Annotated in this window: 19 protein-coding genes; 13 read left to right on the plus strand and 6 right to left on the minus strand. The window is 61.5% G+C overall.

Going from position 1 to position 20,800, the window contains the following annotated elements:
• The first annotated feature begins 2 nt into the window (after window positions 1-2).
• Window positions 3-1,856: a sigma-54-dependent Fis family transcriptional regulator gene (locus LZ005_RS07060; RefSeq protein WP_237806085.1), complete on the plus strand. Its 1,854-nt coding sequence runs from the start codon at window positions 3-5 to the stop codon at window positions 1,854-1,856.
• Here the strand turns inward: LZ005_RS07060 and LZ005_RS07065 are convergent.
• The 4 genes from LZ005_RS07065 to LZ005_RS07080 all read right to left on the minus strand — a co-directional run bounded on the left by LZ005_RS07065 (window position 1,836) and on the right by LZ005_RS07080 (window position 6,390).
• Window positions 1,836-2,201: a DUF779 domain-containing protein gene (locus LZ005_RS07065; RefSeq protein ID WP_237806086.1), complete on the minus strand. Its 366-nt coding sequence runs from the start codon at window positions 2,199-2,201 to the stop codon at window positions 1,836-1,838. The genes LZ005_RS07060 and LZ005_RS07065 overlap by 21 nt on opposite strands.
• A 2-nt stretch (window positions 2,202-2,203) precedes the next feature.
• Entirely contained in the window at window positions 2,204-3,724 is a 1,521-nt protein-coding gene (gene adh / locus LZ005_RS07070; protein ID WP_237806088.1) for an aldehyde dehydrogenase, read from the minus strand.
• Window positions 3,725-3,877: 153 nt separating this feature from the next.
• On the minus strand, window positions 3,878-5,455 hold the full coding sequence (locus tag LZ005_RS07075; RefSeq protein WP_237806090.1) for a DUF4214 domain-containing protein: 1,578 nt from the start codon (window positions 5,453-5,455) through the stop codon (window positions 3,878-3,880).
• 95 nt (window positions 5,456-5,550) lie between these two features.
• The gene (locus LZ005_RS07080) at window positions 5,551-6,390 is read right to left on the minus strand and encodes a pyruvate, water dikinase regulatory protein (RefSeq protein WP_237806092.1); all 840 of its coding nucleotides are present in this window, start codon (window positions 6,388-6,390) and stop codon (window positions 5,551-5,553) included.
• A 138-nt stretch (window positions 6,391-6,528) separates the two neighbouring features.
• Between LZ005_RS07080 and ppsA the strand changes: the two genes are divergently transcribed.
• The 6 genes from ppsA to LZ005_RS07110 all read left to right on the plus strand — a co-directional run bounded on the left by ppsA (window position 6,529) and on the right by LZ005_RS07110 (window position 13,288).
• Entirely contained in the window at window positions 6,529-8,955 is a 2,427-nt protein-coding gene (ppsA, locus tag LZ005_RS07085; RefSeq protein WP_237806094.1) for a phosphoenolpyruvate synthase, read from the plus strand.
• Window positions 8,956-9,175: 220 nt separating this feature from the next.
• Window positions 9,176-9,595 (plus strand): NfeD family protein, encoded by a 420-nt coding sequence (locus LZ005_RS07090; RefSeq protein WP_237806096.1) that lies wholly within the window; start codon window positions 9,176-9,178, stop codon window positions 9,593-9,595.
• A gap of 11 nt (window positions 9,596-9,606) precedes the next feature.
• Window positions 9,607-10,527: an SPFH domain-containing protein gene (locus tag LZ005_RS07095; protein ID WP_237806098.1), complete on the plus strand. Its 921-nt coding sequence runs from the start codon at window positions 9,607-9,609 to the stop codon at window positions 10,525-10,527.
• The gene (locus tag LZ005_RS07100; RefSeq protein ID WP_237806100.1) at window positions 10,524-11,327 is read left to right on the plus strand and encodes an SDR family oxidoreductase; all 804 of its coding nucleotides are present in this window, start codon (window positions 10,524-10,526) and stop codon (window positions 11,325-11,327) included. The genes LZ005_RS07095 and LZ005_RS07100 overlap by 4 nt, the downstream gene beginning before the upstream one ends.
• Window positions 11,328-11,382: 55 nt before the next feature.
• On the plus strand, window positions 11,383-12,051 hold the full coding sequence (gene lepB / locus LZ005_RS07105) for a signal peptidase I (RefSeq protein WP_237806102.1): 669 nt from the start codon (window positions 11,383-11,385) through the stop codon (window positions 12,049-12,051).
• A gap of 73 nt (window positions 12,052-12,124) precedes the next feature.
• The gene (locus LZ005_RS07110; RefSeq protein ID WP_237806104.1) at window positions 12,125-13,288 is read left to right on the plus strand and encodes a multidrug effflux MFS transporter; all 1,164 of its coding nucleotides are present in this window, start codon (window positions 12,125-12,127) and stop codon (window positions 13,286-13,288) included.
• Here LZ005_RS07110 and smpB read toward each other — a convergent pair.
• Window positions 13,285-13,734: an SsrA-binding protein SmpB gene (smpB, locus tag LZ005_RS07115; RefSeq protein ID WP_237806106.1), complete on the minus strand. Its 450-nt coding sequence runs from the start codon at window positions 13,732-13,734 to the stop codon at window positions 13,285-13,287. The two genes, LZ005_RS07110 and smpB, sit on opposite strands and share 4 nt — an antisense overlap.
• A 57-nt stretch (window positions 13,735-13,791) precedes the next feature.
• Between smpB and LZ005_RS07120 the strand changes: the two genes are divergently transcribed.
• Both LZ005_RS07120 and LZ005_RS07125 read left to right on the plus strand, forming a co-directional pair.
• Window positions 13,792-14,223, plus strand: a complete 432-nt coding sequence (locus LZ005_RS07120; protein ID WP_237806108.1) for a type II toxin-antitoxin system RatA family toxin — start codon at window positions 13,792-13,794, stop codon at window positions 14,221-14,223.
• The gene (locus tag LZ005_RS07125) at window positions 14,216-14,506 is read left to right on the plus strand and encodes an RnfH family protein (protein ID WP_237806110.1); all 291 of its coding nucleotides are present in this window, start codon (window positions 14,216-14,218) and stop codon (window positions 14,504-14,506) included. Before LZ005_RS07120 ends, LZ005_RS07125 begins: the two co-directional genes overlap by 8 nt.
• Here the strand turns inward: LZ005_RS07125 and LZ005_RS07130 are convergent.
• A complete protein-coding gene (locus LZ005_RS07130) occupies window positions 14,503-14,985 on the minus strand; it encodes a DUF4124 domain-containing protein (protein WP_237806112.1) in 483 nt (160 codons plus the stop codon). The genes LZ005_RS07125 and LZ005_RS07130 overlap by 4 nt on opposite strands.
• A gap of 119 nt (window positions 14,986-15,104) precedes the next feature.
• Between LZ005_RS07130 and guaB the strand changes: the two genes are divergently transcribed.
• The 4 genes from guaB (at window position 15,105) to LZ005_RS07150 (ending at window position 20,564) form a co-directional block, all read left to right on the plus strand.
• Complete coding sequence (gene guaB, locus LZ005_RS07135; protein WP_237806114.1) at window positions 15,105-16,565, plus strand: IMP dehydrogenase; 1,461 nt, start codon at window positions 15,105-15,107, stop codon at window positions 16,563-16,565.
• A 3-nt stretch (window positions 16,566-16,568) separates the two neighbouring features.
• On the plus strand, window positions 16,569-18,164 hold the full coding sequence (gene guaA, locus LZ005_RS07140) for a glutamine-hydrolyzing GMP synthase (RefSeq protein WP_237806116.1): 1,596 nt from the start codon (window positions 16,569-16,571) through the stop codon (window positions 18,162-18,164).
• Between the two features lie 251 nt (window positions 18,165-18,415).
• A complete protein-coding gene (locus tag LZ005_RS07145; protein WP_237806134.1) occupies window positions 18,416-18,751 on the plus strand; it encodes a type II toxin-antitoxin system HicB family antitoxin in 336 nt (111 codons plus the stop codon).
• Between the two features lie 367 nt (window positions 18,752-19,118).
• Window positions 19,119-20,564: a hypothetical protein gene (locus tag LZ005_RS07150; protein ID WP_237806118.1), complete on the plus strand. Its 1,446-nt coding sequence runs from the start codon at window positions 19,119-19,121 to the stop codon at window positions 20,562-20,564.
• Window positions 20,565-20,800: the final 236 nt, after the last annotated feature.

Here is a 20,800-nt window from a genome sequence, read left to right on the forward strand (position 1 = left end):
CCATGATTTCGCCGTCCAGCCAATCCGCAGCGCCGCTGCCCCTGGTCGAGACGGCAGCCGAGCTGATCCACCTGTCGCACGCCCGTTCGCGCGGCTTTGGTCTCGATCCCGATGCCCGGCCCGACTTCAGCCCGATCGGGCGCCAGGACCTGAGTCTGCTCGTCGAGCAGAACCGTCTGCTGCACAACCATGCGCTGCCGGCCATGGAAACCCTGTATCAGCAGATCGTCAACACCCACAATATGGTGCTGCTGACCGATGCCCAGGGCGTGATCCTGCATGCGCTCGGCGATGCCGATTTTCTGGAAAAGGCCAGCAAGGTGGCGTTGCAGCCGGGCGCCGTCTGGTCCGAGCAGAGCAAGGGGACGAATGGCATCGGCACCGCCATTGCGGACAAGCTGCCGACGCTGATCCACGCCGACCAGCACTACCTGCGCGCCAACCATTTCCTCAGCTGCTCGGCCGCGCCGATTCTTGATCATCAGGGCAATGTGCTCGGCGTGCTCGATGTCTCGGGCGACCAGCGCAGCTATCACAAGCACACGATGGCCCTGGTGCGGATGTCGGCGCTGATGATCGAAAATCAGGTGTTTTCGGCTACGTTCGAGGACGCGATCACCTTGCATTTCCATGCGCGTCCCGAATTCATCGGCACGCTGATGGAGGGCATTGCTTCGTTCACCCCGAGCGGGCGCTTCCTCGCGGCCAACCGCAGCGCCCAGTTCCAGCTTGGCTTATCGGCGGCGGCCCTGCAGACGCATACCTTCAGCTCGCTGTTCGGCCTGCCGGTGTCGGCATTAATGGACCACTATCGCACGGCCGCGCCGGGCTTGCTCGACCTGTGCCTGCACAATGGCGTGCGCATCAAGGCGCGCGCCCAGATCCGGCTGGCCAGCGCGCGTGCGCCGATCATGCCGGCGGCGCCCGCTCCGGCCCCGTCGCGACTGTCCAGTCTGCGCTATCTGCGCACCGGCGACGCGCAGGTGGAAGCCCTGCTCGACAAGGTCGAACGTGTGCTCGGCAAAGATATCCCGATCATGATTCTGGGCGAGACGGGCACCGGCAAGGAATTGCTGGCCCGCGCCATCCACAATGATTCGCCGCGCGGGCAGGGGCCGTTTGTTGCCGTGAACTGCGCCTCGATTCCCGAAACCCTGATCGAGTCCGAGCTGTTCGGCTACGAGGACGGCGCCTTCACCGGTGCCCGCAAGAAAGGGGCGCTTGGCAAGATTCAGCAGGCCAATGGCGGCACGCTCTTCCTCGATGAAATTGGCGATATGCCGATGAGTATGCAGGCGCGCCTGCTGCGCGTGCTGCAGGAACGCACGGTTACGCCGCTGGGCGGCGACAAGGCGATTCCCGTCAACGTCGACATCATCTGCGCCACCAACCACAATCTGCGCGCCCGCATTGCCGAGGGCGCCTTCCGCGAGGACCTGTACTTCCGCCTCAATGGTCTGGTGGTCAAGCTGCCGCCGCTGCGCGAGCGCTCCGACCTCGGCGCCGTGGTGCGCAAGATCCTGGCCAGCGAGGGCAATGGCCAGCGCTATGCACTGTCCGAAGAACTGGCCAGCCTGTTTGCGCGGCACCAATGGCCGGGTAACTTCCGCCAGCTCCACAATCTGCTGCGCACGGCCCTGGCCATGGCGGGCGAGGATGGCGAGATCTGCGTGCAGCACATGCCCGATGATTTTCTGGAAGATGTGCGCAGCGCGCCGGCTGATCTGGAATCCGTCGCCCAGGATGCGATCGCACGCACCCTGGCTGCGCACGGCGGCAATATGTCGGCCGCCGCGCGCGCCCTGGGCATCTCGCGCAATACTCTCTACCGCAAACTAGCGGGCAAGGGCCGCTGATTCGGCGTCGGTGAACAGGCGCGAGCGCGTGAGAAAGCGCCGCCCTGTCCCATTATCGAGCGAGAACATGCCGCCATTCCCATCGACCACGTCGATGATCAGCTGAGTGTGCTCCCAATAGGCAAACTGCTCGCAGCCCATGTAGAAGGGCACACCGTCGAGTTCCCCCAGCAGGACATCGCTATCGCTGATGAGAAAGTCGCCCTGCGCATAGCAGAGCGGCGCGCTGCCGTCGCAACAGCCGCCCGACTGAAAGAACAGCAGGGGGCCGTAGCGCGCGCGCAGCGTGCCGAGGAAGGCCAGCGCCGCCGCCGTGGCGACGACGCGGGCCGGTTTGCCGTCCATGCTCAGAAGAAGCCGAGCGCGTTCGGGTTGTAGCTGACCAGCAGGTTCTTGGTCTGCTGATAGTGGTCGAGCATCATCTTGTGGGTTTCACGGCCGATGCCCGACTGCTTGTAGCCGCCGAAGGCCGCGTGGGCCGGGTACAGGTGGTAGCAGTTGGTCCAGACGCGGCCGGCCTGGATGCCGCGCCCCATGCGGAAGGCGCGCGAACCGTCGCGGGTCCAGACGCCGGCGCCAAGGCCGTACAGCGTATCGTTGGCAATGGCCAGGGCTTCGGCTTCATCCTTGAAGGTGGTCACCGACACCACCGGGCCGAAGATCTCTTCCTGGAAGATGCGCATCTTGTTGTGGCCGCGGAAGACGGTCGGCGTCACGTAGTAGCCGTCGGCCAGGTCGCCTTGCTGGACGTGGCGTGCGCCGCCGGCCAGCAGTTCGGCGCCTTCCTGTTTGCCGATGTCGATGTAGGAGAGGATCTTCTCGAGCTGTTCCTGCGAGGCCTGGGCGCCGATCATGGTCGACTGGTCGAGCGGGTTGCCTTGCTTGACCTTGCCCACGCGCTCGAGGGCGCGTGCGATGAAGGCGTCATAGATCGATTCCTGGATCAGCACGCGCGAGGGACAGGTGCAGACTTCGCCCTGGTTGAGCGCGAACATGGCGAAACCTTCGAGGCATTTGTCGAAGAAGGCGTCGTCCTGGTCCATGACGTCGGCGAAGAAGATATTCGGCGATTTGCCGCCGAGTTCGAGCGTGACGGGAATCAGATTCTGGGCTGCGTACTGCATGATCAGGCGGCCGGTGCCGGTTTCGCCCGTGAAGGCGACCTTGGCGATGCGCTTGTTCGAGGCCAGCGGTTTGCCCGCTTCGAGGCCAAAGCCGTTGACCACGTTCAGCACGCCCGGCGGCAGCAGGTCGGCGATCAGTTCGACCAGCACCATGATCGAGGCCGGGGTCTGCTCGGCCGGCTTGAGGACGACGCAGTTGCCGGCGGCCAGAGCCGGGGCCAGCTTCCACACGGCCATCAGGATCGGGAAGTTCCAGGGGATGATCTGGCCGACCACGCCGAGCGGCTCGTGGAAGTGATAGGCATAGGTTTCGGCGTCGATCTGGGCGACCGTGCCTTCCTGCGAACGGATGCAGCCGGCGAAATAGCGGAAGTGGTCGATGGCGAGCGGGATGTCGGCCGCCATGGTTTCGCGGATCGGCTTGCCGTTATCGATGGTCTCGGCCGTGGCCAGCAGCTGCAGGTTCTGCTCCATGCGGTCGGCGATGCGGTTCAGGATGCCCGCGCGCTCGGCCGGCGAGGTCTTACCCCAGCCTGCTTTGGCGGCGTGGGCGGCGTCCAGCGCCAGCTCGATATCTTCGGCCGTGCCGCGCGCCACTTCGCAGAAGGGCTTGCCGGTGATCGGGGTGACGTTGCTGAAGTATTCGCCCTTGACCGGGGCGACGAATTTGCCGCCGATGAAGTTGTCGTAGCGCTGTTTGAAGGGGTTGGCGACGCCGAGAGCGTTGATATCCGCGAGATTCATGTCATCCTCTATTGCAGTAGTTGGTATGGGCTCCGTCGAGGGAGTAGCCAACACTACGCAAGCTGCGTGCCAGGCGCCGTCAGTGCGGAAGCGGGGGATAAGTGTCACGATTTGGGACAGGTGTCACGCAACACCTGTCCCGGCTGCGACAGTTCAGAACCAGTAGGCGGATATGTAGGGGATGCCATTGGCCACCAGCGGCGCGGTGGCGGCCTTGGACTCGGCGCTTTCGCTGAAGCCGATCAGCACCTGGGCGAGGCTGGCCTGGTGGCTGTCCAGCAGCTGGCTCCAGTAGCTGATGCCGCCTGCGTCGCCGGCGCGGTGCAGCACATGCTGGTAGAGGCTGGCGACCAGCTCCTGGTTATTGTGCGCGCTGCCGTACACGGTCTGCCATTCGGCCGAGGTGCTGAAGGCCTGGGCCACGGCTGTCAGGCTGGCGCCGCGGTCGAGCCGGGTGATCCAATAGCCAAGCCCGACAAGATCGGGCTCGCGGTCAAAGGCAGCGTGGTAGAGCCGGTAGGCTTCCCCGCCATTGCCATCGATATCAAACGCCAGGCTCGAGGTGAAGAAATCGATCCGTTCCACGTTGCGCAGCACATCGGTGCCTTCGTAACCGACGCGGTCGTGCGTGGTGATGACGCCGTTCTGCACCACGATGTCATAGAGGTCGCGCGTATTGCCCAGGGAAACGGTGTCGAGGCCGGGGCCGCCATCGACCTGGTCGTCGCCAAAATAGGGGATCAGCAGGTCGTTGCCGGGACCGCCGATCAAGATGTCATTGCCATTGCCGGCCGCAATCGCGTTGCCCTTGCCATCGGCCGTGAACACGCCGCCGACCACTGCGCTCGCCCCGCTGAAGCCTTCGCGGTAGCCGTGCTGGTCGACATAGCTGACGCCGACCTGCACGGCGTGGCCGGCCATTGCGTGGGTCAGTTTGATCTGCAGATCGGGTGTGCTCGTGTGGATGGCGGGGCCGCCGTCGACCTGCCAGACAAAGTCCGTGCCGAGGCCATCAGCATCGCTGACATCCAGGTGGGCGCTCAGCGTCTGTCCCTCGAAGGCGGTGCCGCCGATCAGGATATTGCCCTGCGCCGCCTGATTGGCGGCCAGTGCCGTAGAGACTTGCAGATGCGTGTTCGGGGCTTCGTTGAGGTGGCCGGCGAGGTCGCTGACGACGCCGCGCGCAAGCTCGATGTCGTAATTGGTATTGGCGTGCAGCCCGCCCGCGACATTGAGGCGAATGCTGTCGCCGAGCACCTGCACCTGCTGCGGATTGGCCACGTCGAAGCTCTGGCTGCTGCCGTCGGTGCCGCGCAGCTGGATCTGGCCGCTGCCCGCGTAAATCGCTTCGGAATACTTGATGTAGAGGTAGGGGCCGAGCGGCGCGCCGTAGCTCGCGCTCTCCATGGCCGGGATCGGCGCAAACAGATCGCCATACAGGCTCTCGAGCTGCAGGCTGTCCTTGCCGTTGTCAAACACGATGCGGCCCACGTGGTCGAGCACGTAGTAGGCGTCGAGGCCAGGGCTGCCGGCGATATTCACGACCACATGGCCCTGGCCATCGGGGCTGATGGCACAGTCGCTGCGTTTGATCGCGCCGAGGTCGAGGGTGTTATTCCCTGCCAGACCCATCAGGTAGGTCGTGGTGCTGGGCTTGCCCAGCTGCCAGGTGTCGTCGCCCTTGGTGCCGGTCAGGTAGACCGGCCAGGAATAGCCTGGCGGCAGGGTCATTGCGCTCGTCATGAAAAATTGAGAAAAAATTAAACTGAGCGCTATGTTAATCCAGTTTTCCCCCGTTGGGCACGGCGGCGCGGGCTTGGACTGGCTCAGTAGACGGCGCGTTGTGGCTTGATCTCCTGCAGGATGGTGGTCGAGATCTCCTCGATCGACTTGGTGGTCGAGGACAGCCAGCGGATGCCTTCGCGCCGCATCAGGCTTTCGGCCTCGTTGACCTCGTAGCGACAGTTTTCGATCGAGGCGTAGCGGCTGCCGGCGCGCCTTTCGTTGCGGATTTCCGACAAACGCTCGGGCGAAATCGACAGGCCGAAGATCTTATTGCGGAACTGCGGCAGGGCCGAGGGCAGGCGGCCGCGCTCGAAATCGTCGGGAATCAAGGGGTAGTTGGCGGCCTTGATCCCGTATTGCATCGCCAGGTAGAGGCTGGTGGGCGTCTTGCCCGAACGCGAGACCCCGACCAGGATGACATCGGCCTCGGCCAGGTTCTTGTGCGACTGGCCATCATCGTGGGCCAGGGAAAAATTGATGGCTTCAATGCGGTTTTTGTATTCCTCGCTGTCGACCACATTGTGCGAACGGCCAATCGTGTGGGTCGATTTCACCCCCAATTCCTGCTCGAGCGGGGAGACGAAGGTCTGGATCAGGTCCATGTGCATGGCCTTGGCCGTCTGGATTACGCCCGACAGATCCGGCTTCACAAAGGTGGAGAACACGATCGGCTGGTAGCCATCGGCCTGGAAGGCGTCGTTTATTTTGCGCACCGCCTGATGGGCCTTGTCGATCGAGTCGATGAAGGGCAGGCGGATTTGCCGAAAACGCAAGTCGAACTGGGTGAGCACGGCGTGCCCGAAGGTTTCAGCGGTGATACCGGTGCCATCGGATACGAAGAAGACAGTACGGGAGGAAGCGGGCAGGGGAGTTTGGCTCATCTTGGGTCTGTTAATTTGTCCGACAGGCTGTACAATGCTTTTCAACTTTACTGGAATTGTGCTGCACGACACCAAGAATAACAAGAACACCGTCCGCGCCTCCCTGTGCCGATTTCTATCATCACTAAGGGTATTATCATGACTAACGCAGCAATGCAGCAGGCCCATGGGGGTCAGGGGGTGTATGTCGCCTCGTTCGAGCACTTGCGGATGACGGACGTCGAATCTGTCGGCGGCAAGAACGCTTCGCTCGGCGAGATGATCAGCCAGCTGGCCACGGCGGGGGTGCGGGTGCCCGGCGGTTTCGCCACCACGGCGCTCGCATTCCGCGACTTTTTGGCGCACCGCAGCGAAGGCGGCGTCTCGCTTGCCGAGCGCATCGCCAAGCGCCTCGAAGGCCTGAACATCGACGACGTGCGCGCGCTGGCCGAAGCCGGCGCCGACATCCGCAAGTGGATCGTCGACACCCCGTTCCAGCCGCGTCTGGAAGAAGAGATCCGCGCCTTCTACGACAAGCTGGTGGCCGATTCGGCTTCCGAAGTCTCGTTCGCCGTGCGCTCCTCGGCCACGGCCGAAGACCTGCCGGACGCCTCGTTTGCGGGTCAGCAGGAAACCTTCCTCAACGTGGTTGGCATCGATAATGTGCTCGAAGCGATGAAGCACGTGTTCGCCTCGCTGTACAACGACCGCGCCATTTCCTACCGCGTGCACAAAGGCTTCGCCCACAGCGAAGTGGCGCTGTCGGCCGGTGTGCAGCGCATGGTGCGCTCCGACCTCGGCGCCGCCGGCGTGATGTTCACGATCGATACGGAATCGGGCTTCAAGGACGTGGTGTTCATCACCTCCTCGTATGGCCTGGGCGAGACCGTGGTGCAGGGCGCCGTCAATCCCGACGAATTCTACGTCCACAAGCCGATGCTGGAGCAGGGCAAGTCGCCCGTCATCCGCCGCAATATCGGCTCCAAGCTGATCAAGATGGAGTTCACGACCGAGGCCAAAGCCGGGCGCTCCGTGCGTACCGTCGATGTGCCGGTCGAGCTGCGCAACCGCTACTCGCTGACCGATGCCGAAATTGTGGAACTGGCCAAATACGCCGTGATCATCGAGCGCCACTACGGCCGCCCGATGGACATCGAGTGGGGCAAGGACGGCCGCGACGGCAAGCTCTACATCCTGCAGGCGCGCCCGGAAACGGTGAAGTCGCAGCAGAAGCCGACCGATTCGCAGCAGCGTTTCACGCTCAAAGGCAGCGGCATCGTGCTGACCTCGGGCCGGGCGATCGGCCAGAAGATCGGCGCCGGTCCGGTGCGCGTGATCAAAGACCCGTCCGAGATGGAACGCGTGCAGCCGGGCGATGTGCTGGTGGCCGACATGACCGATCCCAACTGGGAACCGGTGATGAAGCGTGCCTCCGCCATCGTCACCAACCGCGGCGGCCGTACCTGCCACGCGGCCATCATCGCGCGTGAACTCGGCGTGCCGGCCGTGGTCGGTTGCGGCGACGCCACCGATACCCTCAAGGATGGCACCCTGGTGACCGTGTCCTGTGCCGAGGGCGATGAAGGCAAGATCTACGACGGCCTGCTCGAAACCGAAGTGTCCGAAGTGACGCGCGGCGAGCTGCCCAAGATCGCCACCAAGATCATGATGAACGTCGGTAATCCGCAACTGGCTTTCGACTTCCAGGCGATCCCGAACGGCGGCGTGGGTCTGGCCCGACTCGAGTTCATCATCAACAACAACATCGGCGTGCACCCGAAGGCCATCCTCGAGTATCCGAACATCGATTCGGACCTGAAGAAGGCCGTGGAATCCGTGGCGCGCGGCCATGCCTCGCCCAAAGCCTTCTACATCGACAAGCTGGCTGAAGGCGTGGCGACGATTGCCGCCGCCTTCTGGCCCAAGCCCGTCATCGTGCGCCTGTCCGACTTCAAGTCGAACGAGTACAAGAAGCTGATCGGCGGTTCGCGCTACGAGCCGGACGAAGAGAATCCGATGCTCGGGTTCCGTGGCGCCGCGCGCTACCTCGCCGAGGACTTCGCCGAGTCCTTCGAGATGGAATGCGCGGCCATGAAGCGCGTGCGCAACGACATGGGCCTGACCAATGTGGAAATCATGGTGCCCTTCGTGCGTACCCTGGGCCAGGCCGAGAAGGTGGTCAACCTGCTTGCCAAGAACGGCCTCAAGCGTGGCGAGAACGGCCTGCGTCTGATCATGATGTGCGAAGTGCCCTCGAATGCGATTCTGGCCGAACGCTTCCTCGAGTATTTCGACGGCTTCTCGATCGGATCCAACGACCTGACCCAGCTGACCCTGGGCCTGGACCGCGACTCCGGCATGCCGCTGCTGGCCGCCGATTTCGATGAGCGTGATCCGGCCGTGAAAGCCATGCTCTCGCTGGCGATCAAAGCCTGCCGCGCGCAGGGCAAGTACATCGGCATCTGCGGCCAAGGCCCGTCGGACAATCCCGACTTCGCCGCCTGGCTGGTGGCCGAGGGCATCGAGTCGATGAGTCTGAATCCGGACTCGGTGATCGACACCTGGACCAAGCTGGCCGCGCTCTAAGCCCGCCGACGCCGTCCAGAACGGGGCCAGACCGCGCAAGGTCTGGCCCCGTTTTTTCTTCCAAGATAAATGGGGTCTGACCCCGATTTGCGCTAGATCAAATCGGGGTCAGACCCCATTTTGCGTTCGGTAAATTTGAGTGGCGATCACCGGCGCTGTTTTATTGACTGGAATGCAAAAAGGCTTACACTCGTCTCACCCTGTTATGAGGAGACGCAAAATGAGTCTGTGGATGGAATGGCTGGCCTTGGCGGGCGTTCTGGTCGTGCTGGAATTGTTCTCGGGGACTTTCTATCTGTTGATGATCGCCCTGGGCCTGGCCTGCGGGGCCCTGCTTGCCTACCTGGGCGCGGGCCTGTCCTGGCAGTTTCTGGCCGCGGGCAGTGTGGCCTCGGCCGCAACGCTGGCGCTGCGCCGTTCGCGCCTGTCGCTCGGGCTGCCAAAGGCGGCCAATGATCCGAACATGAATATGGATATCGGCCAGTCGGTCGAGGTGCCGGCCTGGCAGGACGGGCGCGCGCGTGTCATGTACCGCGGCGCCATGTGGGATGTTGAACTCGACGGTGGCGCGCAGGCGGGCCCCGGCCGTTTTACGATCACGGAAGTCCGTGGTAATCGCTTGATTGTGCAATCCAAATAAAGGACAAGAACATGGAATTCGGTTTTGGTTCGGTCGCGCTGGTGGTGTTCATCATCGCCCTGGTGTTTGTCGTTAAGACGATCAATGTGGTGCCGCAGCAGCACGCCTGGGTGGTGGAGCGGCTCGGGAAGTATCACGCGACCCTGGCGCCGGGCTTGAATATCGTGGTCCCGTTTATCGACCGCGTGGCCTACAAGCATTCGCTGAAGGAGATCCCGCTCGATGTCCCGCCTCAGGTCTGTATCACCAAGGACAACACGCAGCTGAAGGTGGACGGCATCCTCTATTTCCAGATCACCGATGCGATGCGCGCCTCGTATGGTTCGTCGAACTATATCGCCGCCATCACGCAGCTGGCGCAGACGACGCTGCGCTCGGTGATCGGCCGCATGGAGCTCGATAAGACCTTCGAGGAACGCGAGCATATCAACACGGCCATCGTCAGCGCGATCGACGAGTCGGCCGCGAACTGGGGCGTGAAGGTGCTGCGCTATGAGATCAAGGATCTGACGCCGCCGGCCGAAATTCTGCATGCGATGCAGGCGCAAATTACGGCCGAACGCGAGAAGCGCGCGCTGATTGCTGCATCGGAAGGCCGCAAGCAGGAGCAGATCAACATCGCCACAGGCGAGCGCGAGGCGGCCATCGCCAAGTCGGAAGGCGACAAGCAGTCCGCCATCAACCGTGCCGAGGGTGAAGCCAAGGCCACCATCGCGCTGGCCGACGCGCATGCCGAGGCGCTGCGCAAGATCGCCGCCGCGATCGGCGCGCCCGGTGGCGAGCAGGCCATGAACCTGCGCGTCGCCGAGCAGTACGTGAGCGCCTTCGCCAACCTGGCCAAGACGAATAATTCGATCATCGTGCCGGCCAATATGGGCGATATGAGCGGCCTGATCGCCTCTGCCATGCAGATCGTGAAGGCGCAGAAATGAGTCGCGTGGTGGTCCTGACCGGCGCATCTGAGGGCATCGGCGCGGAGATGGCGCGTCAGCTGGCGGCCGGTGGCGACAAGCTGGTGCTGGCGGCGCGCAATCTGGAGGCTTTGACCGCGGTCGTGCGCGCGTGCGAGGCCAAGGGCGCCGAGGCATTGGCGGTGCGTACCGATGTCTCGGTCGAGGCCGACTGCAGGGCCCTGATCGTCGCTGCCGTGGCGCGCTTTGGTGGCGTCGATGTGCTGATCAATAACGCCGGTGTGTCGGCCCATGCGCTGTTCGAGGAGGTGAGCGAGCTGCGCTGGTGCGAGGATCTGATGCGCGTGAACCTGTGGGGCGCGGTCTGGTGCACGCACGCGGCCCTGCCTTACCTGCGCGCCAGTCAGGGCCGGATTGTGGCCGTGTCCTCGCTGGCCGGGCTGGTCGGCGTGCCGGGGCGCACGGCCTACAGTGCCAGCAAGTTCGCGATGACGGGCTTCTTTGAGGCCTTGCGCGCGGAACTGCGCCCGCATGGCGTCTGCGTGACCACCGCCTTTCCGGGCGTGGTAGCCACCCAGATCCGCTACAACGGCTTCAACGCGCGTGGCGAACGGGCCGGGGTGTCTGGCCTGAAGGAGGAGGGCGCGATGACGGCCGAGACCTGCGCGCGCCTGATTTTGACGGGGATGGAGCGGCGCCAGCGCGAGGTGGTGATGACGGCCAAGGGGCGCATCGGCCGCTATCTGAAACTCCTGGCGCCGGGGCTGGTCGAAAAGATGGCGCTGGCCGCGCTGAAAGACGACGTTCAGCCGCGTTCTTAAACTTACTTTAAGAATTGGCCTTTATAAATACGCTATCGATTATTCGGGAGACATCATGCGCAAGTGGATTCGTGAAAACAAAGGCTTCGTCGCCTTCCTCTGCCTGTTTGGCGTGTTCCGCACCGCCGTGGCGGACTGGAATCCGATCCCCTCGGCCTCCATGCATCCGAATCTGCTCGAAGGCGACGTGGTGTTCGTCAACCGCCTGGCCTTCGACCTGAAGCTGCCGCTGACCGATGTGGTGCTCGCCCATCTGGCCGAGCCCAAGCGCGGCGATGTGGTCACTTTCTCCTCGCCGGCCGACGGTTCGCGCCTGATCAAGCGCCTGGTGGCGGTGCCGGGCGACACGGTCGAAATGCGCAATGAGATGTTGATCATCAACGGCAAGCCGGCCAAGTACGATCCGGTCGGCACGGCCTTTGAAACCCTCAGCCATGCGGGGCCGACGCCGGCCGTGCACCTGTCCGAGCGCATCGGTGAGCATGCGCGCGAAATTCAGGTGCTGCCGCAAGTGAATGCCATGCGCAGTTTTGGCCCGGTGGTGGTGCCGGCCGACCAGTTCATGATGCTGGGCGATAACCGCGACAACAGCGCCGACTCGCGCTACATCGGCTTCGTGCCGCGCCACCTGCTGATCGGCCGCGCCGAGCGCGTGCTGGTGTCGGCTGACATTACTGGGAATTGGATGCCCCGTCCGGAACGCTTCGGGATGAAGCTGCAGTGATGTGACAAATTTAGGAAGATTGCGCGTGCGGAATCCGGGTATGATACTCGGCCGCACGCTCTGATCCTTCCGCATGTTGACTCTGATTCTTGCCTGCCTCGGGATGGCAGGCGCCCTGGCGATCGACGCCTTCCTGCCTTCGATTCCCGCCATTGCCCAGGCCTTCCAGGTCAGCCCGATTGCTGCCCAGCAGACGCTGAGCGTCTACCTGTTCCTGTTCGCCCTGATGATGCTGTTCTACGGCACGCTGTCAGATTCCTTTGGCCGCCGTCCGGTGCTGATGGCGGGTTTTGCGCTCTACACCTTGTCCTCGCTGGCGGCCTCGTTGGCGCCGAGCTTTGCGGTGCTGCTCGTCTGCCGCGCCATGCAGGGTTTCTCGGCCGGTTCGGGTTCGGTGATCAGCAATGCGATCGTGCAGGACCGTTTCAGCGGCCCGCAGGCGCAGAAGATGCTGGCGCAGATGATGATGGTGTTCGGCCTCGCGCCGGCCATTGCGCCCGTCATCGGCGGCTGGCTGCAGGTCTTGTTCGGCTGGCGTTCGACCTTCCTCTTCATGGCCCTGTTCGGCGCCGTGATGCTTGCAACGATCTATTTTGCTCTGCCTGAGAGCCTGCCCAAGGAGCAGCGCCACGCCTTCCATCCGGTGGTGATCGCCCGCAATTACTGGAAGGTGATGGTGCACCACCAGTTCCTGCTGCTGGTGCTGAGCCTGGGCATCACGTTTGGCGGGCTGTCGCTCTACATCGGCTCGGCCGCGCAGTTCGTAATGGGCATTTTGCACAAGCCGGAGACGGCCTTTGCCTGGATGTTCGTGCCGATGATTGGCGGGATGATCGTCGGTTCTGGCGTGGCCAGCAAGCTGGCGCACCGGATCCCGCCGGCGAAGATGAACTGGCTCGGCTACGCCATCATGGCCGTGGGCGGGTTGATCAATGTGTTGTACACGGGCCTGTGCACGCCCGAGGTGCCATGGGCCGTGCTGCCGCTGGGGATCTATACGTTCGGGCTGGCGTTCTCGATGCCGGCCACGAACTTGACCGCGCTCGAGCTGTTCCCGAATAACCGCGGCCTGGCCTCGTCGATGACCTCGTTCGTGCAGATGATGACCTTTGCCCTGGTCTCGGGTCTGGTGGCGCCGCTCCTGTTCGACAGCGCCTTCAAGCTGGCCTGTGGGCTGATGGCCGGCGTGGTGCTCGGCCTGATCTGCTGGCGCCTCAGCTACCGCATGCAGCCTTAACGGCGGTGTTGCTTCATCGCGGCAGCGACTTCGCGTTTGCTGTCGCGTTCCTTCTCGGTGGCGCGTTTGTCGTGCTGCTTCTTGCCCTTGGCGAGGCCAATCTCGCATTTCACGCGGCCACCCTTGTAGTGCAGATTCAGCGGCACCAGGGTGTAGCCGGCGCGTTCCACTTTACCGATCAGCTTGTCGACCTCGGCCCGATGCAGCAGCAGCTTGCGGGTGCGGATCGCTTCCGGGCTGCTGAACTTGCTGGCCGTGGGTAGCGGCGAGATGTGGGCGCCGAACAGGTAGATCTCGCCATTGCGAATCGTGACGTAGGCTTCCTTGATCTGCACGCGGCCGGCGCGGATCGACTTGACCTCCCAACCCTCGAGCACCATCCCCGCTTCATAGCGGTCCTCGATGAAATAGTCGTGGAAGGCTTTCTTATTATCGATAATGCTCATGTCGCGCGGGTCGGTTAAACTACGGGGTGATCCAACATCATAACAAACGGCTCAGGCATGGCAGTAGTACACAAGACAGTTTTTCTCGGCTACAGCGCAGAACAGATGTTCGAGCTCGTCGCAAAAGTCGAGGATTATCCCAAATTTCTGCCGTGGTGTGGGGGTGTGACGGTCAAGGAAAGGACCGACACCAGCCTGGTGGCGAGCCTGGCCATCCACTACAAGGGCATTAACCAGAGCTTCACCACGGCCAATACCAACACGCCGCCGACGCTGATGAAGATGACGCTGGTGGACGGACCTTTCAAGAGCCTGGACGGCACCTGGCATTTCAAACCCCTGCGCGAGGATGCTTGCAAGGTGGAGTTCGATCTGCATTACGAATTTTCGAGCAAGATGCTGGAAGGCCTGATCGGCCCGGTGTTCAGCGTGATCGCGAACAGCCTGGTCGACTCCTTCTGCAAACGGGCGGAGACCGTGTATGGCTGATATGCTGCAGATTCAGGTGGCCTATGCCACCGCCGAGCGCGAATTCTTCAAGGATCTGGCCGTCCCGGCTGGCACCACGATCGGCCAGGCCATCATTGCCAGCGGCATCGCGGCCGACGTGCCGGGGATCGACCTCGATCACAACCCGGTCGGCGTCTTCGGCAAGAAGAAGACGCTCGACACCCTGGTGCGCGCCCAGGACCGCATCGAGATTTATCGTCCACTGATCGCCGATCCGAAAGAGGCGCGCCGGCGCCGCGCCGCGCGCAAGCCCAAGGCTTAATTCTTGCAGTTGGCCAGGATGCGGCGCGTCTTGGCCAGTTCCTGCGCGCGCTGTTCATCGCTCATGAAGCTGCGCTCGCCATTCGGCGCCGTCAGGCCGATGCGTGCGCCCGATTCCAGACCAGCCAGGGCTTCGCGCGCCGCGCGGCAATTGGCTGCCTCGTCGCGCGCGCGCTGGGCTTCTTCGGCGGCTTTCTTGTCGGCTTCCGCGCTTTCCTTCTGGCGTTTTTTGAAGTCGGCATTGCGGTCGGCCAGGGTCGGCGTTTTCGGCGCGTCCTTGGGCGGCTCGGCCGGGGCGCTGGCGTCTTGCATCTGGTAGGGCGACACCTGGCCCGGTTCCTTGAGGATGTTCTTCTTCGGCGTGTTGGGCGGGGGCGGGCGGTCCGAGAACTGCTTGATGCCTTTTTCATCGACCCAAACATACTGTGCCTGGGCCAGGCTGGCGAACAGAAGCAGGCAGGTGGCCAGGACAGCTTTCATGACATCCAACTCCAAAGGGGAACCGCCCTGATTTAGCCAAATCGCCTTCAAACTGTCAACATCCGAGACGAATTGCGCGACTTTCTGTATAATCTACTTTTGCGCCTATAGGAATCACTATGCGTCTTCTCCAAAAAGCACTCACGTTCGATGACGTGCTCCTCGTGCCGGCCTATTCCAACATTCTGCCGGCTGCAACTTCCCTTCGTACCAAGCTGACCCGCAACCTGTCGCTGAATATCCCGCTGCTGTCCGCCGCGATGGATACGGTGACCGAAGCCCGTCTGGCCATCGCGATGGCGCAAGAGGGGGGCATTGGTATCATCCACAAGAACCTGTCGCCGAAGGATCAGGCGCGTGAAGTCTCGCGCGTCAAGCGTTTCGAGGCTGGCGTGCTGCGTGACCCGATCACCATCCCGCCGAGCATGAAGATCCGCGAAGTGATCGCGCTGACCGAACAGTATGGCATCAGCGGCTTCCCCGTGGTCGAAGGCAAAACCGTGGTCGGCATCATCACCAACCGCGACCTGCGCTTCGAAGAGGAGCTGGACGCCGAGGTGCGCGCCAAGATGACCCCGCGCGACAAGCTGGTCTTCGTGAAAGAGGGCGCCGATCTGGCCGAAGCCAAGCGTCTGATGAACAAGCACCGCCTCGAGCGCGTGCTGGTGGTCGACGATGCCTTCGAACTACGCGGCCTGATCACCGTGAAAGATATCCAGAAGTCGACCGAGCACCCGAATGCGGCCAAGGATTCGCAGGGCAAGCTGCTGGTCGGCGCCGCCGTCGGCGTGGGCCCGCGTGATGAAGAGCGCGTGGAACTGCTGGTCGCCGCTGGTGTCGACGTGCTGGTGGTGGACACCGCCCACGGCCACTCGCAAGGCATCCTCGACCGCGTGAAATGGATCAAGACCAAGTTCCCGCAAGTGGACGTCATCGGCGGCAATATCGCTACCGCGGCCGCCGCGCGCGCCCTGGTGGAAGCCGGCGCGGACGCCGTCAAGGTCGGCATCGGCCCTGGCTCGATCTGCACCACCCGTATCGTTGCCGGTGTCGGCGTGCCCCAGATCACCGCCATCGCCAATGTGGCGGAAGCGCTCAAGGGTACGGGCGTGCCGGCCATCGCCGACGGCGGTATCCGCTTCTCGGGCGATATCTCCAAGGCCCTGGCCGCAGGCGCCTCGACCGTGATGATGGGCTCGATGTTTGCCGGTACTGAAGAGGCACCGGGTGAAGTGATCCTGTATCAGGGCCGTTCCTATAAGTCCTACCGCGGCATGGGTTCGCTGGGCGCGATGGCCGATGGTTCGGCCGACCGCTATTTCCAGGACGCCGCCGCCAAGGCCGACAAGTTCGTGCCGGAAGGGATCGAAGGCCGCGTGGCCTACAAGGGTTCGGTGCTGGCGATTCTGTATCAGCTGGTCGGCGGCGTGCGCCAGTCGATGGGCTATTGCGGCTGCGGCACTATCGCCGAGCTGCAGGAAAAGGCGGAATTCGTGGAGATCACGGCAGCGGGCATGCGCGAGTCGCACGTGCACGATGTGCAGATCACCAAGGAAGCCCCGAACTACCGTTCGGAGTAAGCCATGCACGCCAAGATCCTGATTCTCGACTTCGGTTCGCAAGTCACGCAGCTGATCGCCCGTCGCGTGCGCGACGCCGGCGTGTTCTCGGAAGTCTTCCCTTACGACGTGTCGGACGACTTCATCCGCAATTACGGCGCGGCCGGCATCATCTTGTCGGGCTCGCACAGCTCCACGCTCGAAGGCGACGCTCCGGCAGCGCCCAAGGCCGTGTTCGAAGCCGGCGTGCCCGTGCTCGGCATTTGCTACGGCATGCAGACCATGGCGGCCCAGCTCGGCGGAAAAGTGGAAAATGGCAAGGTACGCGAGTTCGGTTACGCCGAAGTGCGCGCGCGCGGCCATACGGCACTGCTGAACGGCATCGCCGACCACATCACCGAGGAAGGTCACGGCATGCTCAAGGTGTGGATGAGCCACGGCGACAAGGTGCTGGAAATGCCGCCGGGCTTCAAGCTCATGGGCTCGACCGAATCCTGCCCGATCGCTGCCATGGCCGACGAGGAGCGCCGCTTCTACGCCGTGCAGTTCCACCCGGAAGTGACGCATACCGTGCAGGGCAAGGCCATTCTCGGCCGCTTCGTGCACGAGATCTGCGGCTGCAAGTCGGACTGGAACATGCCCGACTACATTTCCGAAGCGGTCGAAAAGATCCGCGCTCAGGTGGGTGACGAAGAAGTCATCCTGGGTCTGTCCGGCGGGGTCGATTCCTCCGTTGCGGCCGCGCTGATCCACCGCGCCATCGGCGACCAGTTGACCTGCGTGTTCGTCGACCACGGCCTGCTGCGTCTGAACGAAGGCAAGATGGTCATGGACATGTTCGCCAAGAACATGGGCGTGAAGATCGTCCACGTCGATGCCGAAGCCCAATTCATGGGCAAGCTGGCCGGTGTGAGCGATCCCGAAGCCAAGCGCAAGATCATCGGCGCCGAGTTCGTCGAAGTCTTCCAGGCCGAGGCCAAGAAGCTGAACAACGCGCGCTGGCTGGCACAGGGCACGATTTATCCGGACGTGATCGAGTCGGCCGGCAAAGGCAAGAAGGGCCAGACCATCAAGAGCCACCACAATGTGGGCGGCCTGCCGGAGACCCTGAACCTGAAGCTGCTCGAGCCGCTGCGCGAACTGTTCAAGGACGAAGTGCGCAAGCTCGGTGTCGCCCTCGGCCTGCCGCACGAGATGGTGTACCGCCATCCGTTCCCGGGCCCGGGCCTGGGCGTGCGCATCCTCGGCGAAGTGAAGAAGGAATACGCCGACCTGCTGCGCCGCGCCGACGCCATCTTCATCGAAGAGCTGCGCAATACGCCCTTCGAAGACGCCGTGGGCGAGGACGCGCCGAAGAACTGGTACGACGCGACCAGCCAGGCTTTCGCCGTGTTCCTGCCGGTGAAGTCCGTCGGCGTGATGGGCGACGGCCGCACCTACGACTACGTGGTGGCGCTGCGCGCCGTGCAGACCCAGGACTTCATGACAGCCCACTGGGCGCACCTGCCGCACGCGCTGCTCGGCAAGGTGTCGAACCGCATCATCAACGAGGTGCGTGGCCTGAACCGCGTGGTCTACGACATCTCGGGCAAGCCGCCCGCGACGATCGAGTGGGAGTGAGTCGCTCTGTAACTCCCTGATTTAATTGCGTTAAACGAATGCCATTGAAGATCTTTGCATCATCAATGGCATTTTTCATTGCATGAGGCTGCTGCCGAAGCGGGGGAGGCGGCGATGCCGTGGTCGCTGGTGTACAAACGCCATGGTATCGCCGCAAGGCGCGTCGCCACGCTTGTAGTGATACCGTTTTCTGCTACCACTGAAACATGAGGCGCAAGCACCTTCGCACGCTGGAGAGTGAAGCCATGAGTATGCAGAACACGATGGCAATTGACGGTCACAAGGCAGTCATCACGTTTGATCCGGAAATTCAGATGTTCAGGGGTGAATTCCTTGGACTGAATGGTGGCGCAGATTTTTACGCTAAGGACGTCAAGGGCCTCCTGCAAGAAGGAAAGATTTCGCTAAGAGTTTTTCTTGAAGCTTGTGCCGAAGACGGAGTGGAGCCGCGCAAGAGTTTTTCGGGCAAGTTTTCTCTGAGGGTCGATCCGGCGATCCATGAAGCCGCAGCCATCGCCGCTGCCGCGCATGGCAAGAGCCTCAATCAATGGGCTGAGGAAGTGCTGAGTAAGGCGGCTCGCACCTGAAATTTGATGATTGCCCCAGTTCCAGAGTCTGGCTGCGGCCAAGAACGGACGGTCAGCATTTGAGTGATTAGAAATAGGAACATGATGCACATACTATTCCCTGGCGCTTTACTTTCCTGCTTTGCATATGCCGTGTTTGCTTGCAAGCTTAGTGCGGAGGTGACGGACCTAACAGCGTTTCTTAAAGCCAAGAACGAGAGAGAGGTGGTTTTCCTCGGAATAGTAAAGTCGATACAGGCGTTCCAAAAACCGCCATTCGCTTTCTTTTGGGGTATATGATCGTTGATGAAAAACGTTTTGTTCATTTGTACGCAAAGTAGGCTGAGAAGCCCGACTGCTGAAAGCATCTTTTCTAGTTGGGCTGGCGTTGAAACTGAAGCGGGATGGCGAAGGAAGTAAACTAGCTTTCCTTATTGTTCTGGGGCTTGAGATGCACTACACGGCGAAGTTGCCACTCGTCAGCCGGCGGTTTTCGGCAGACTACTCCGAAATTACATTGACGCAGCTTGGAACCGATGCTCCGATGGTTTTCAGTGGACCAGGAACGGTAAGTCAGGATGAATTCGGCAATCTATCATTGAAGCTTTTTCAGCAACACAAAGTCGACCGAAAAAAGACGTTTCTATACCAGGCTGAAAAGTCGCGCGCTGGCATTGTTTCGGATAGGCGAGGCTGCCAGTTGCAAGCAATTGCAAGCGACGGCAGCGCCTGGCATTGCGAATATGTGACTACTAACGAAACACTCACCCTACATGATAATGGGTGTACGGGCGTAGTGTTCGCTGATCTGAACAATCTCGTCCAATTGTGGGGAACACCTAGCTGTTTTCAGGTTAGCCAATTTGAAGGCATCATTCCGTTCGAAATGGACTTGCCTTATAACCTCTGCGCTCAGGGAAAAAGGAACAGCTATCCGGAAAAGATGTTGAAGCTAACTTTCAATAAAGTCATAAAGGTTGAGATCCTACGTTGTGACGGTTACACCTCCATCAAGATTAGCAATGCGTTTGAACTGTTGTCTGATCGGTTCATTGCCCTGTTCACGGAAGGACTTTCGATCGCCACCGGACGTTCACTGAGCTATATATGGAGTTCGCTGAACGGGGAGACCTTCCAGCGCAGGACAATTGCTGCATACGACTTCGAAGTTGCGCGCACCAAGCTTAATCCGCCGTTAAGCACAGATTACAACAATTTGGATAATTTTCTACAAGGGTATATTAAGTTCAGCCTAAAGCAGTCGCACAATTACTTCGGATTTTGGGAGAAGTTGCACGCCAGTTGGCCGGCGGGTTTGGCGGTGGCGGCGCTTCCGCTCTCGGTTTATATCGAAGGAGTGACCAAGGAATTTTATCCTGAATTTCTGGTCGATCAGACAAAGCAAAAGGAAGTTGACTCGATGATCGCGGCGATACGCAGCTGTGCAGGGATTGATGACGATCTGAAGGAGCGTACGTGCAATCGAATTCGAGGTGCGGCGAAAGGGTCAGCGCTTGATGCTTTGCGTGCGTTAGCACAGCTGGGGTGCATTGAGAAGCAGCTGGTCGACAGCTGGCATTATGTCCGCAACCGATCTGCGCATGGTAGTGATTTCACTCTAACGCAGGTTCACTCCAAGATACAGAAAGTGGTAACGAATATTTATGCATGTCTACACTTGTTCTATCAGCTGCTATACCTGAAGATTGGATTTTCCGGCTATATCAATAATTATTCAAAAATTGGCTTTCCTAGTGAATTCCGTTTTGCAGACCAGTTCAAAATTGGACGACGCAAGGGGGCCGATAAAAGCAAGCGAAAATCGTTATCATAAGGCGATCAGCGACGAAGAGGACCTGTTGCGCTGCAGTCGGGGCGAACGTTCTAGAAGTTAGTTGCTTGACGCGCCGAACGAGCGCATTAGGGAATCTTGACTGACTGCAGTGGGGCGGAACCAGCCGGCAGTCTGACATAATCTGTTAGATTAAGGCCAAGCCATTGCCTATGTTTGAATCGCCACCATTTCTCTAGACACTCTGTAGCCTTAGAGAATGCCGCTTTTCAAACTCA

The organism is Massilia sp. TS11, from assembly GCF_022012445.1.
Lineage (GTDB): Bacteria > Pseudomonadota > Gammaproteobacteria > Burkholderiales > Burkholderiaceae_D > Telluria.

What these genes read in the sequence shown, in the direction of transcription:
- LZ005_RS07090 (WP_237806096.1), top strand. Translation starts at nt 9,176, where the DNA reads ATGAGTCTGTGGATGGAATGGCTGGCCTTGGCGGGCGTTCTGGTCGTG.
- LZ005_RS07100 (WP_237806100.1), top strand. Translation starts at nt 10,524, where the DNA reads ATGAGTCGCGTGGTGGTCCTGACCGGCGCATCTGAGGGCATCGGCGCG.
- guaB (WP_237806114.1), top strand. Translation starts at nt 15,105, where the DNA reads ATGCGTCTTCTCCAAAAAGCACTCACGTTCGATGACGTGCTCCTCGTG.
- LZ005_RS07080 (WP_237806092.1), bottom strand. Translation starts at nt 6,390, where the DNA reads ATGAGCCAAACTCCCCTGCCCGCTTCCTCCCGTACTGTCTTCTTCGTA.
- ppsA (WP_237806094.1), top strand. Translation starts at nt 6,529, where the DNA reads ATGACTAACGCAGCAATGCAGCAGGCCCATGGGGGTCAGGGGGTGTAT.
- LZ005_RS07060 (WP_237806085.1), top strand. Translation starts at nt 3, where the DNA reads ATGATTTCGCCGTCCAGCCAATCCGCAGCGCCGCTGCCCCTGGTCGAG.
- LZ005_RS07095 (WP_237806098.1), top strand. Translation starts at nt 9,607, where the DNA reads ATGGAATTCGGTTTTGGTTCGGTCGCGCTGGTGGTGTTCATCATCGCC.
- LZ005_RS07120 (WP_237806108.1), top strand. Translation starts at nt 13,792, where the DNA reads ATGGCAGTAGTACACAAGACAGTTTTTCTCGGCTACAGCGCAGAACAG.
- lepB (WP_237806102.1), top strand. Translation starts at nt 11,383, where the DNA reads ATGCGCAAGTGGATTCGTGAAAACAAAGGCTTCGTCGCCTTCCTCTGC.
- smpB (WP_237806106.1), bottom strand. Translation starts at nt 13,734, where the DNA reads ATGAGCATTATCGATAATAAGAAAGCCTTCCACGACTATTTCATCGAG.
- LZ005_RS07065 (WP_237806086.1), bottom strand. Translation starts at nt 2,201, where the DNA reads ATGGACGGCAAACCGGCCCGCGTCGTCGCCACGGCGGCGGCGCTGGCC.
- LZ005_RS07125 (WP_237806110.1), top strand. Translation starts at nt 14,216, where the DNA reads ATGGCTGATATGCTGCAGATTCAGGTGGCCTATGCCACCGCCGAGCGC.
- LZ005_RS07130 (WP_237806112.1), bottom strand. Translation starts at nt 14,985, where the DNA reads ATGAAAGCTGTCCTGGCCACCTGCCTGCTTCTGTTCGCCAGCCTGGCC.
- LZ005_RS07075 (WP_237806090.1), bottom strand. Translation starts at nt 5,455, where the DNA reads ATGACCCTGCCGCCAGGCTATTCCTGGCCGGTCTACCTGACCGGCACC.
- LZ005_RS07110 (WP_237806104.1), top strand. Translation starts at nt 12,125, where the DNA reads ATGTTGACTCTGATTCTTGCCTGCCTCGGGATGGCAGGCGCCCTGGCG.
- LZ005_RS07145 (WP_237806134.1), top strand. Translation starts at nt 18,416, where the DNA reads ATGCAGAACACGATGGCAATTGACGGTCACAAGGCAGTCATCACGTTT.
- guaA (WP_237806116.1), top strand. Translation starts at nt 16,569, where the DNA reads ATGCACGCCAAGATCCTGATTCTCGACTTCGGTTCGCAAGTCACGCAG.
- adh (WP_237806088.1), bottom strand. Translation starts at nt 3,724, where the DNA reads ATGAATCTCGCGGATATCAACGCTCTCGGCGTCGCCAACCCCTTCAAA.